This window comes from Kribbella sp. NPDC050281, from assembly GCF_040655855.1.
Lineage (GTDB): Bacteria > Actinomycetota > Actinomycetes > Propionibacteriales > Kribbellaceae > Kribbella.
Genome location: NZ_JBFAKS010000020.1, coordinates 22,061 through 33,944 on the forward strand (window position 1 = coordinate 22,061; position 11,884 = coordinate 33,944).

12 protein-coding genes are annotated in these 11,884 nt (G+C 69.5%); 3 read left to right on the forward strand and 9 right to left on the reverse strand.

Translation table 11 applies throughout. The annotated features are described in order from the left end of the window. Positions 1 to 108 precede the first annotated feature (108 nt). On the forward strand, positions 109 to 1,890 hold the full coding sequence (locus AB0I34_RS22015; RefSeq protein ID WP_360447679.1) for a hypothetical protein: 1,782 nt from the start codon (positions 109 to 111) through the stop codon (positions 1,888 to 1,890). A 172-nt stretch (positions 1,891 to 2,062) separates the two neighbouring features. Here the strand turns inward: AB0I34_RS22015 and AB0I34_RS22020 are convergent, their stop codons facing one another. From AB0I34_RS22020 to AB0I34_RS22050, 7 genes are all read right to left on the reverse strand, one after another. Further along, positions 2,063 to 3,028, reverse strand: coding sequence for a LysR family transcriptional regulator (locus AB0I34_RS22020; RefSeq protein ID WP_360447681.1), 966 nt, complete (start codon positions 3,026 to 3,028; stop codon positions 2,063 to 2,065). A gap of 109 nt (positions 3,029 to 3,137) precedes the next feature. Then, positions 3,138 to 4,310 carry an ABC transporter permease gene (locus AB0I34_RS22025; RefSeq protein ID WP_360447683.1) on the reverse strand — a complete coding sequence of 391 codons (1,173 nt, stop codon included), beginning with the start codon at positions 4,308 to 4,310 and terminating at the stop codon, positions 3,138 to 3,140. Beyond that, the gene (locus AB0I34_RS22030; protein ID WP_360447685.1) at positions 4,307 to 5,188 is read right to left on the reverse strand and encodes an ATP-binding cassette domain-containing protein; all 882 of its coding nucleotides are present in this window, start codon (positions 5,186 to 5,188) and stop codon (positions 4,307 to 4,309) included. The genes AB0I34_RS22025 and AB0I34_RS22030 overlap by 4 nt, the downstream gene beginning before the upstream one ends. Positions 5,189 to 5,316: 128 nt before the next feature. Then, the gene (locus AB0I34_RS22035) at positions 5,317 to 5,715 is read right to left on the reverse strand and encodes a hypothetical protein (protein WP_360447687.1); all 399 of its coding nucleotides are present in this window, start codon (positions 5,713 to 5,715) and stop codon (positions 5,317 to 5,319) included. Beyond that, positions 5,676 to 6,542, reverse strand: coding sequence for an RNA polymerase sigma-70 factor (locus AB0I34_RS22040; RefSeq protein WP_360447689.1), 867 nt, complete (start codon positions 6,540 to 6,542; stop codon positions 5,676 to 5,678). Before AB0I34_RS22040 ends, AB0I34_RS22035 begins: the two co-directional genes overlap by 40 nt. A gap of 2 nt (positions 6,543 to 6,544) precedes the next feature. Next, a complete protein-coding gene (locus AB0I34_RS22045; protein WP_360447691.1) occupies positions 6,545 to 6,796 on the reverse strand; it encodes a hypothetical protein in 252 nt (83 codons plus the stop codon). Continuing rightward, positions 6,793 to 7,530, reverse strand: coding sequence for an SDR family oxidoreductase (locus AB0I34_RS22050; protein ID WP_360447693.1), 738 nt, complete (start codon positions 7,528 to 7,530; stop codon positions 6,793 to 6,795). The genes AB0I34_RS22045 and AB0I34_RS22050 overlap by 4 nt, the downstream gene beginning before the upstream one ends. A 147-nt stretch (positions 7,531 to 7,677) precedes the next feature. On the opposite strand from AB0I34_RS22050, the gene AB0I34_RS22055 reads away from it, so the two are divergent. Further along, on the forward strand, positions 7,678 to 8,874 hold the full coding sequence (locus AB0I34_RS22055; RefSeq protein ID WP_360447695.1) for a low temperature requirement protein A: 1,197 nt from the start codon (positions 7,678 to 7,680) through the stop codon (positions 8,872 to 8,874). On the opposite strand, the gene AB0I34_RS22060 is transcribed toward AB0I34_RS22055, so the two are convergent. Together AB0I34_RS22060 and AB0I34_RS22065 are read right to left on the reverse strand one after the other, a co-directional pair. Beyond that, positions 8,829 to 9,512 (reverse strand): response regulator transcription factor, encoded by a 684-nt coding sequence (locus AB0I34_RS22060; RefSeq protein WP_360447697.1) that lies wholly within the window; start codon positions 9,510 to 9,512, stop codon positions 8,829 to 8,831. The genes AB0I34_RS22055 and AB0I34_RS22060 overlap by 46 nt on opposite strands. Continuing rightward, a complete protein-coding gene (locus AB0I34_RS22065) occupies positions 9,509 to 10,882 on the reverse strand; it encodes a sensor histidine kinase (protein WP_360447699.1) in 1,374 nt (457 codons plus the stop codon). Before AB0I34_RS22065 ends, AB0I34_RS22060 begins: the two co-directional genes overlap by 4 nt. 56 nt (positions 10,883 to 10,938) lie before the next feature. Here AB0I34_RS22065 and lipA point away from each other — a divergent pair, with 56 nt between their 5' ends. After that, positions 10,939 to 11,883 (forward strand): lipoyl synthase, encoded by a 945-nt coding sequence (gene lipA / locus AB0I34_RS22070; RefSeq protein ID WP_360447701.1) that lies wholly within the window; start codon positions 10,939 to 10,941, stop codon positions 11,881 to 11,883. Position 11,884 lies beyond the last annotated feature (1 nt).

An 11,884-nucleotide genomic window follows, 5' to 3' on the forward strand; every position in this document is an offset into this window, starting at 1 on the left:
GCCTAGGTCACGCGATGTGGCCGCTGCCTTCTGTCGCAAGCGTTTGCCCTTCTGCACGCGCCGAAGTGTCTGCGGGGTGTGACGGCAAAACGTCGCTACCTTGGGGGTGTGTCCAAGTTTCTCGGTTTCTTGCTCGGAGTGGCCGTTGCGCTGGCCGGCCCGGCTGTGTTCGGAGTTCTCGCGGCGCCCGGCGGCATCGAGCTGAATGCGAAGGAGATGGCGCTTGCCTACGGCATCGGCGCGCTCATCTTCTGGACCGTCGTGTCGTATTTCTCCGGTGCGGGCGCACTCGGTGCGTTCATCGCGTTCGGCACGCTGATCTACTGCTGGCTTTGGATCCCGAACCGGACGACGAACTTCCTGAACGACGTCCCCGGGGTCACCAACGGGATGATCGTCGGCTCCAGGCAGTACACGCTGAACGGCGTCGTACCGATCCTGGCGGTGATCTCGCTGGTCTACGGGATCCAGCTGATCGTGCAGAGCACGCAGCGCCGCCGGCGGGAGCGCGCGGAGGCCGAGCGGTGGCAGCAGGAGCAGGAGGCCGTGCAGGCGCAACAGGAGGCGGACGCGGCCGCTTTGTATCCGGTTGCCGGGAGCACCTATCCGGGGCAGTACGCCGAGACGTACGAGAGCCGGAGCCGGTTCGACGACCTGTTCGACGAGGATCCGGAGCCGGTGCGACCGCGGAATCAGGCGGATGAGCAGACGGCGCAGTTCCCGGCTGCTGGTACGGCGGAGAACACGGCGCAGTTCCGCGGCATGAACAACGATGCTGAAGGCAACGAGTTCGGTGATCACACGGAGCTCGTGCCGACCGATCGCGACGAGACCACGCAGGTGCCGAGCGGGGAACCCCAGCAGGAGAAGCAACCTGAGGCCGCACAGCCGGTGGCCGAGCAGCAGCTGGGGACCGAGGATGAGCAGGTCACGCAGGTCCCGATGAGCGCTAGCGCGCCGGCGGCCGGCGCGGCTGAGCAGGAGACAGAGCAGGTCCCGGTGCGCGAAGCCGAGGAGCCCACGCAGCAGGTGCCCGTGTCTGAGCAGCAGGAGACGCAGCAGGTGCAGGCGGAGCCCGAGGTGCCTGTGGAAGAGCCGAAGCCGACAGACCCGCAGGCACCGAGTGAGCAGACCGCGGGAACGCAGGAGCCGGCCGCACCGCAGGAGCCGAGCGAGCAGCCGGCCGGAACGCAGGAGCCGGCCGGACCGCAGGCGCCGAGTGAGCAGCCGGCCGGAACGCAAGAGGCGGCCGGACCGCAGACGTCGAGTGAGCAGACCGCGGGAACGCAGGAGCCGGCGGGAGCGCAGGACGCGGGCGGATCAACCGCGGCATCGGGCGGAGCAGCGGCGGCATCGGGTGGGCAGTCGGCGGCTCCGGTGGACGAGGCTGAGCAGGAGACGCAGCAGGTGCCGGTGCAGACCGCGCAGCAGGCTGAGCCCGAGGCGCGCCCGGAGGAGCCGAAGCCGGCGGGCCCGGAGGCACCGAGCGGACCGGCGGCTGGAGCGGCGGCAGCTGGAGCAGCCGGAGCGTCGGGTGGGCAGCCGGGGACCGCTGAGCCGGTGGTGAAGAGCGGGGGCCAGGCGAGCGCGCCTCAGGCGGGCGGCGAGGAGCCGAAGCCGGCCGGGCCGCCGGCGCCGAGTGGACAGGCTGCCGCGCCTCAGGCACCGGGTGGGATGCCTGAGGGGAAGGGTGAGCGGGTGGGGACGCCGCCTGTGCCTGAGGTTCGGGAGCAGGGGGTTGCTCCGGTGCCTGGGGTTCGGGAGCAGGTCGGGTCTCAGTATCGGGAGCGGATGGACGATCCGGAGGACACTGGGGAGATCTTTATCAGTGCCTTCGAGAATCCGCCGGTCGTCGATGGCCCGGGACAGATCCGGGCGGCCGGCGCCTAGCTCGATCCAGGCAGCCGACGGGCGAGCCGGAGGCTGTGGACAGGGTCTGGGGAGCGCGGACACGGTATGACGTGTTCACCGTCCCCGGAAGGTGTTCACGGTCCCCGGAAGGTGTTCACGGTCCCCGGAAGGTGTTCACGGTCCCCGGAAGGTGTTCGCGGTGGTGCGCGGGTTACGCGACGTGCATGCGTTGGTGCTGATCTCGGCGGGCGTGTTCGGTGAAGGCTTGTTCGTAGGCTGCGGCGGCCATTTCGTGGACGTCCCGCGCCATCTGGGCGCGCGGCGATTCCGTGCTCCAGGCCAGCAGCAGGCGACGGTGGATCGGGTCGCCGGTGAGGGTGCGGGTGGTGACGTCGGTGGAGAGCATCCGGTACGACGTCGGTGAGACGAGCGCGACGCCTTGACCGCTGGTGACGAAGCCCATCAGGACCGAGGTGTCGACCGAGTGGTGCTCGACCTTCGGCTGGAATCCGGCCTCCTCGCAGGCCGCCCGGAACAACACGTGGAAGCCACTGTCGTCCGGCGGTTCCCCGATCCACTCCTCGTCGCACAGCGCGGCCAGCTCGATCTCACCGCGGTGCCGCGATGCGACCGCCAGCGGGTGGTCGGCGGACATCACGACGTACGCCGATTCCGATTCGACGACTGTGGTGGCCTCGACGCCGCTGGGCAAGCGCAGTTCGAAGCCCGGGAACTCGCGCAGCAGCGCGAAGTCGAGCCGTCCGCTCTCCAGCTGCTGCAACAGCACGCTGGTGGACCACTCGACCTCGATGCTCACCTGCTCGATCTCGCCGTGGTCGCGCAGTCGCGAGGCGATGCCGGACATGGGTGCGGTCGGAAATCCGCCCAGCCGTACGGCGCTGGACTCGACGGCCGTCATCGCGGACACGGTGGCGGACAGGTGGTCGACGTCGACCAGGATGGCGCGGGCGCGGTCGACGGCGTACCGGCCGAGTGCGGTGGGGGTGACGCCGGTGCGGGAGCGCTCGAACAGCTCACCGCCGAACGCGGCCTCGATGCGTTTCAGCTGCGCGGTCAGGCTCGGCTGGCTGACCTTGAGCCAGCGGGCGGCCCGTCCGACGGACCCCGCTTCTGCCACCAGGACCACCACCCGCAGGTGGCGCAGCTCGACGTTCATGCGTTGAGACCGTAGTCCAGGTCAACGCACAGCTCACAGTTTCCGAGTGTTGCGGTTTCGTCTCAGCCGGGACCAACCTTGTAACGTCGGCCCCGGCTGGCACGATAGATCAGGTTGCCTTGATGGCCAGTGCTTCTCGGTAGCCGAGGCGGCGGCCGGTTTGGAGGAGGGTGCGCTCGTAGAGACGAGCGCCGAGGCGGATGATCAGGACGGTGCCGGCGAGCAGGATCACGATCGCCAGCAGCGGCTGCCACAGCGGCACGTCCTCGGTCAGCATCCGGCCCGGCATCGCCATCGACGACGCGATCGGGATGAACGACGCCACGGTCTTGGCCGATGATCCAGCGAACACCGAGAAGAAGAACGGGATCATCAGGATCATCTGCCCGGGCAGTGTGGTCGACCCGAGGTCCTCCTGCCGGGTCGCCAGCGATCCCGCGACCGCCCACAACCCGGCCAGCGCGACGAACCCGAGCACGAAGAACACCACGAACCAGCCGGCCACCGGAGCGACCACCTCGAGGATGTCGGCCTGGTCGGTGGCCAGCAGCCCGATCAGCGACGCGGCCGCGATCACCACGATCTGGGACAACGCCAGCACGGTGTTGCCGAGCACCTTGCCCCACAGCAGCGACCGGATCGGTACCGCGGCGGCCAGGATCTCGACGACCCGGCTCTCCTTCTCCTGGACGACGCTCTGCGCGATCATCATGCCGAAGCCGAGCGCGGTCATGTAGAACACCAGCGCCAGGCCGATGTTGACGAAGTCGGAGACGATGTCCGGCAGCGGACCCGGCTTGAGCAGCTCCAGTTGCACCTTCGTACCGGCGCGGAGCTCGGTCGGCGTCAGTCCCGCCCCGGCCGCGTTCTTCTCCATCCCGACGGCCGAGGCCGCTTCACGCAACGCACCCTCGAGCCCGGAGTCGACCCGGTCCTTGCCGAGGACGATGTACCCGTCGGCGTCCGGCAGCAGCGCCACCTTCGCGTCGCCGTCGGTCACGAGCTGCTCGGCGGCTGGACGATCCGCGGCCCGGATGACCTCGAAGCCGTCGCCGCCCGCGGTGGTGGACGCCTGCTGCACGACCTTCGCACCGGCATCGTCGACGACGGCGATCTTGTCCGCGCCGCCGCGGCCGGCGAGCACCGCCGGCAGGATCACGGCGACCATGACGATGAACAGCATCACCACGGTCGAGCCGATGAAGGTCTTGTCCCGCAGCTTGGTGGTGATCTCGCGCTCGGCGATCAGCATCCACGGACGGTCCAGAGATCGGTCGTTCATCGGGTCGCCTCCCGGAAGATGTCGCTCAACGCCACCCGCTCGGGACCGAACTCGAGCACCGGCCCGCGAGCGATCGCCTGCTGAAGAATCTGTTGTCCTGCCCCGTCGGCCTCGACGTCGAACAGCGCCGTACCGCCGGCCACGTCGCGCACCTGGATGCCCGGGATGTCGCGCAGCCAGCCCGCGTCACCGCCGACCACGAGCCGGTACGTCGTACCCGAGCCGGCAGCCAAGTCCGCCACCGGACCGGCCGCGACGACCTTGCCCCGGGACAGGACGATGAGGTCGTCGCAGAGCCGCTCGACCAGGTCGAGCTGATGGCTCGAGAACAGCACCGGCACCTCGGGCGTCACCTCCTCGCGGAGAAGGTCCACCATCGTGTCGACCGCCAGCGGGTCAAGACCGCTGAACGGCTCGTCCAGGACCAGCGCGATCGGCTCGTGCACCAGCGCGGCCGCGATCTGCACCCGCTGCTGGTTGCCCAGCGACAGCGTCTCCAGCGCGTCGGTGGCCCGCTCGGCCAGCCCGAGTCGTTCGAGCAGCTTGTCGGTTCGCTCCTCCGCACGATCCGCGGAGAGGCCGTGCAGCCGGCCGAAGAACACCAGTTGGTCGCGGATCTTCATCTTCGGGTACAGCCCGCGCTCCTCCGGCATGTATCCGAAGTCCCGCCGTACCTCCTGGGTCAGCGGCGCGTCGTTCCACCGCACCTCGCCGGCGGTCGCCGCCAGCACGCCGAGGATGATCCGCATCGCCGTCGTCTTCCCGGCTCCGTTCGCCCCGACGAATCCGGTCATCCGTCCCGGGACGACGTCGAATGTCACGTCGTCCAGCGCGAGCTGATCCCCGAACCGCCGAGTGAGCCCAGCCACCCTCAGCATCCGTCACCGCTTCCCATCACGTCGGCCCCCTGACCGGGCGCACGCCGGTCGCTCCCACGGCGGGAGCGGTTCCAACGCTAGTCAGGACAGGCGTGCGGGCACGTCGGCCGCCAGGGTGATCGGCGGTGTCATCCGCGGGACGGATCGGACACCAGCCAGTGGGCCAGCTTGTCCGGATTCAGTACGACCCAGATGCGGGTGATGACGGACCCGGTCACCTCGAGTGAGGCGACGGCCTCGACCCGGCCGCCCCGGCGCAGCACGACGCCGGGTCGGCCGTTGATCTCCTCGATCGACAGGACCGCCGCCGACATCAGCGTGACGACGATCCGCGCGGTCTCGACCGCGCCGCGGATCGGGCGCAGCGGCGCGAGGACCCGGCCGCCGCCGTCGCTGACCAGCACGACGTCCGCGGCCAGCACCTCCCGCACGGCCTCCTGGTCCTCCGCCGCACAGGCCGCCGCGAAGCGTCGTACGACGGACTCCATCACCCCACGCGTCCGAGCTTGGCCGGATTCATCACCCACAGGAGCTGCTCGATGCCCTCGCTGGTGGCGACCATGGTCAGCACGCTGAAGACCTTGCCGTCCTGCCGCAGCAGCGCGGCGGGCTGCCCGTTGACGGTCGACAGCTCCACCTCGATCCCGACCCAGAAGCGGTCCTTGAACGACCGGAAGTACTTCGCCACCGTCTGCGCACCGTGCACCGGGATCTTGGAGGCACTGCGGATCCCTCCGCCGTCGGAGACGCTCGTCACGTCCGGGGCGAACAGCTCCTCGAGCTCGGCGAGGTCACCCGACCTCGCCGCGGTCACGAAGGCGCTGAGGAGCTTGCGCTGCTCGGCACTGTCCACCGGAGTACGGCGCTCGCCGGTGACGTGCTTGCGGGCCCGGCTGACGAGCTGGCGGACCGCCGGTTCGTTGAGCTGCAGGATCTCGGCGATCTGCGGATACGGGTAGTCGAACGCCTCCCGCAGTACGTACGCCGCCCGCTCGTTCGGCGACAGGCGTTCCAGCAGCAGCAGTACGGCGAACTCCAGCGCGTCAGCGCGCTCGGCACCGAGGTACGGATCCGCGCTGGTGTCGACCGGCTCGGGCAGCCACGGCCCGACGTACGTCTCCCGGCGGACCCTGGCCGACTGCGCGGCGTTGATCGCCAGCCGAGTGGTCGCGGTCGCCAGGTAGGCCGCCGGGTTGGTGACGGCACTGCGGTCAGCCGACTGCCACCGCAGCCACACGTCCTGAACCAGGTCCTCGGCCTCGGTGGCGCTCCCCAGCATCCGGTAGGCGATCCCGAACAGCCGTGGGCGAACCCCCTCGAACACCTCCAGGGCCGATTCGAGGTCGTCCGCCACCGTCACTCCTCCCATTGCCCCCGCGCAGTGTCGCCGCGTCCGGTGGGGGTCTCGCCCGGATCCATCCGGTCGGTTTCGAGCGCCTGCACGGCCCCGAGCAGACTGGTGTACTCAGTCTGCTCGACCTCGACCTCTTCCGGGTCTACCAGCCACTCACTTGGCGGAGTGTCGGCCGCCGGTGCACCCGCTCGGGCCATCGCCAGGTCGGCGCTGACCTCACTCTCCAGTCCCTCCAGGAAGTCGCCAGAGCTCATCGATGCGCCTCCGCCCACTCGGGGTAGTGGAATTGACCGAGCGTCACGTCGCCGATCGGGACCAGACTGTCCTCGAGCAGTTCGCTGCCGAAGTACGTCGCGTGGTCGTCGGTCACGATCTCGCGGTCGGGCAGCGCCATCCGGAAGAACTCGTCCATCCGGTACCGGTCCGGCCCGGCGATGTCCCGGCGGCCGTTCAACGGCCCGGCGACCGCGGTCTTGGCGACCTGGTCCGCGACGTCGTCACCGGCCATCGGCTGGAAGCTCACCGGCGCCATGTGGACCTTGCCCGCCTCATCGGTGGCGGTGTCCGCGATCGCCTTGGTGAACTCGAAGAACTGCGTCGCGTGCACCAGCGAGAACGGGATGCCGCCCTTCTCGATCAGCTGCTCCTGCGCGATCTTGGCCCGGAAGTAGCCGTTGGTGGGGAGCCGCTCGGTGCCGACGATGGACACCGCCACATGGTGCCCGACCCCGGCGGCGGCCTCGGCCTCGAGCAGGTTGGACGTGGACGTTTCGAAGAACTTCATCACGGCGTTGTCCTCGAACGACGGTGAGTTCGACACGTCGACCACCACGGCGGCGCCGGCCAGTACTTCGGCCAGTCCCTCGCCGGTCAGTGTGTTCACTCCGGTGTTCGGTGAGGCCGCGATCGCCTCGTGACCGTCCGCCTCGAATCGCCGGACCAGCTTCGAGCCGATCAGTCCGGTACCGCCGATCACCACGATTTTCATGGTTCGCCTCTCGTGCTCCGGGTGCGCGGGTCGCACTCCTGTCGCCAGCTAAGACAGGGAACCCACCGCGGTTGTGACAGTGCGCGCGGTCACAGTTCGAGACACTGTCCTGTCTCTGTTGGTGACAGGACCGACAAGGAGCCGACCTTGCCCGTAGAACGCACTCCGCTCAGAGCCCGGATGACGGCGCGCGCCGTCGACGAGCCACACCGCACGGCCAGTCCGCTGGAGCTGCTGTTCGACCTGACCCTGGTGGTCGCGGTCGCCGCGGCCACGGCCGAACTGGCGCACAGCATCGAGGACGGCCATCTCGCCGACGGGGTGGTGCCGTTCCTCGAGGTGTTCTTCGCGATCTGGTGGGCGTGGATGAACTTCACCTGGTTCGCCTCCTCGTACGCCACCGACGACGTCGCGTACCGGCTGCTCACGATGGTGCAGATGGGCGGTGTCCTGGTCATCGCGGCCGGCATACCGGAGGCGGCGAAGCACTCGGACTTCCGCTGGGTGGCGCTCGGGTACGTGATCATGCGGCTCGCCCTGGTGGCCCAGTGGCTGCGCGCGGCCGCCGAGGACCCGACCCGTCGGCGTACGGCGCTCCGCTACGCGATCGGGATCGCGGTCGCACAGGTGGGATGGCTGCTGAGTCTGGTCCTGACCGGTGGACCCAATCCGCCGGTGTTCCTGGTGCTGGTCGTGCTCGAGCTGTCCGTGCCGCTCTGGGCCGAACGCACCTACCCGACCAACTGGCACCCGCACCACATTGCCGAGCGGTACGGCCTGTTCACGCTGATCCTGCTCGGCGAGAGCGTGCTGGCGGCAACCAGAGGCGTGCAGAACGCGCTGGCCGCAGGCGAGTTCAGCGGCTCGCTCCTGGTCGTCGCAGGGGCCGGTCTGGTGCTGCTCTTCGCGCTCTGGTGGTTCTACTTCCAGCACCCGGCCGGAGAGTGCCTCAGCCAGCGGCGCAACCAGTCGTACCGCTGGGGCTACGGCCACTACGGCGTCTTCGCGTCGCTGGCCGCGCTCGGCGCCGGTCTGGAGGTGGCCGTCCAGACGGGTCACGAGATGGAGGTCTCCCCCGTGACGGTCGGCTACTCGGTCTCGGTGCCTGCGGCCGCATTCATCGTGCTGCTCTGGGCAGTGCACAAGCCGATCGAGGTGGACCGGGTGATCCATCCCGCGCTGATCCTCTGCGCTGCCGCTGTCCTCGCGGTCGTCCCGTTGACGGCCGAGCAGATCGGCGTACCGGCCGTTGTCGTCGTGACCGCCGCCGTCTGCTCGCTGGTCGCGGTGGTCGCCGGTCAGCCGGTCGGGTCGTCGCCAGGGGTGACCAAGCCGCACTCGTAGGCGAAGACGACAGCCTGGACGCGGTCGCGCAGGCCCAGCTTGAGCAGCACGCGGGAGACGTGCGTCTTGACCGTGGCCTCGCCGACGTAGAGCTGGTTGGCGATCTCGGTGTTGGTCAGGCCGCGGGCGATCAGGCCGAGCACCTCACGTTCGCGCTCGGTCAGGTCCTCCAGCAGGTCCGGGCGGTAGACCCGCTCGCCGCCGCCGGTGAACCGCTTGATGACACGCCTGGTCACCTCGGGCGCGAGCAGCGCATGGCCGGAGTGCACGACCTGGATCGCGTCGACCAGGTCCTCGGGCGCCGTGTTCTTGAGCAGGAACCCGCTGGCCCCGGCTCCGAGCGACTCGAACAGGTAGTCGTCGCGGTCGAACGTGGTCAGGATGACGACCTTGCCCGCGTCCGCAGCGACGATCCGCTGGGTCGCGGTGATCCCGTCCATACCGGGCATCTGGACGTCCATCAGTACGACGTCCGGCCGCAGCGCCAGCGCGAGCTCGATCGCCTTCTCCCCGTCGGAGGCCTCGCCGACCACCTCGATCTCCGGCTCGACCGACAAGATCATCCGGAACCCGGCCCGGACCAGGTCCTGATCGTCCACCAGCAGGACGCGCATCGGCTCGGTCACCGTGTCGGTCATACCTGGTCTCCTCCTTGCAGTGGGCGGTTCTGCGGGTCGAGCGGGATCCGGACCCGGACCCGGAAGCCACCGGCCGCTACTGCGCGCGGCCCGATCTCGGTCTCGCCGCCGAGCAGACCGACCCTCTCACGGATGCCGACATGGCCGAGCCGGCTCCCCACCGGGGCGTGCTTGGGCCGGCCGTCGTCGATCACCTCGAGCTCGACCGAGTCACCAAGGTAACGCAGCGTGATGTGTGCGCTCCGGGCCGTCGAGTGCCGTCGTACGTTGGTCAGCGCCTCCTGGGCGATCCGGTAGACCGACACCGAGACCGTCTCGGGCAGTTGGACCGGCTGGCCGATCTGGTGGAAACCGACCGACAGGCCCTCGCCGTTCACGTCCGCGATCAGCGCCGGGAGCCGGTCGGCGCCAGCCTGTGGCGCCTTGGCGACCGGCGCCTCCAGGTCGACGTCCGGGTCGGCCGCGCGGAGCATGCCGAGCAGCTGGCGCATCTCGTTGACCGCCGTACGACTGGAGTCCTCGATCACGCTCAGCGCGTTCTTGGCCGCGTCGGGGTCGGAGTCCATCACCCGCCGGGCGCCGCCGGCCTGGACTCCGATGCTGCTGATGTGGTGCGCGACCACGTCGTGCAGCTCGCGCGAGATCCGTAGCCGTTCATCGATCACCGCGCGGCGGGCGTTCGCCTCCTGCTGAGCGGCGAGCTCGGTGGCCTGCTGTTCGAGTTCGTGGCGCTGCCGGGCGGTGCCCCAAGCGGTCCTGCCCCAGAAATAGGCGCCGAAGAAGTAGAGGATGTTCAGGGCGACGGTGAGGATGACGCTGGAGACGTACGGCGAGAGCAGTGCGTGGTTCGGGCCCTCGATCTCGTTGTTGCGCAGGGCTCTGACGAAGTTGATCGCCAGCCAGCCGAACATCCCGACGAAGACGACCGCGACCGACGCCTTCATCAGCCGCCGGTCCCGCGCCCAGGCGACGGCCGCGTAGATCGCCATGAACAGGGACGCCTGGGTGGTGAGGTTGCTGGCGAAGGCGAAGATCGCCCGCTCCCCCGTGACCACGAACAGCGCCGCCACGGCCAGTAGCACCGGGATCGGGAACCGGCGGCGGAAGCACAGCGGCAGCGAGACCGCCGCGCTGAGCACGTACGGCTCGACTCCGCCGATCCCGAGGTCCACATGCGTCGGCGAGGCACCCCGGGCCAGCTCGGTGCCGATCACCGCGGCCACGGCCATCCCGAGACCCAGCAGTACGTCGGCACGCCGCTGCGCCGCGGTCGGACCGGGCCGCACCCAGCCCCGAACAGTCGTCCCGGTGCCGGGTGGTGTCCCCGGCTCGGCGGCCGCGGACGTCGTACCCAGTTCAAGCGTGGCCATAGCCCATCAGCCTACGGGTGGATGACCCCTGACCAGGGCCGCGTACGCTTGGAGTCGTGACTATCGCCCCAGAAGGACGGAAGCTACTCAGGCTCGAGGTGCGCAACGCGGAGACCCCGATCGAGCGCAAACCCGAGTGGATCAAGACCAGGGCCAAGATGGGCCCGGAGTACCAGGCACTGCAGAAGCTGGTGAAGTCCGAGCAGCTGCACACCGTGTGCCAGGAGGCCGGCTGCCCGAACATCTTCGAGTGCTGGGAAGACCGCGAGGCCACGTTCCTCATCGGCGGTGACCAGTGCACCCGCCGCTGCGACTTCTGCCAGATCGACACCGGCAAGCCGCAGGCGCTGGACCGGGACGAGCCGCGCCGGGTCGCCGAGTCGGTCCGGACCATGGGCCTGCGCTACGCCACCGTGACCGGCGTCGCCCGCGACGACCTGGACGACGGCGGCGCCTGGCTGTACGCCGAGACGATCCGCCAGATCCACGAGCTGAACCCGGGCACCGGCGTCGAGATGCTCGCGCCCGACTTCAACGCTGTCCCCGAGCAACTCGCCGAGGTGTTCTCGTCGCGGCCCGAGGTGTTCGCGCACAACGTCGAGACGGTGCCGCGGATCTTCCGCCGGATCCGGCCGGGCTTCCGCTACGAGCGCTCGCTGGACGTCATCACCCAGGCCCGCGACTACGGCCTGGTCACCAAGTCGAACCTGATCCTCGGCATGGGCGAGACCCGGGACGAGGTCAGCCAGGCGCTGCGCGACCTGCACGCCGCCGGCTGCGAGATCATCACCATCACCCAGTACCTGCGCCCCTCGGTGCGGCACCACCCGGTCGAGCGGTGGGTCCGGCCCGAGGAGTTCGTGGAGCTGCAGGCCGAGGCCGAGGCGATCGGTTTCGCCGGAGTCATGTCCGGGCCACTCGTGCGTTCGTCGTACCGGGCCGGTCGGCTGTACCGTCAGGCTGTGGAGTCGCGGATGAACGCCGCGACACAGACCGCTTAAA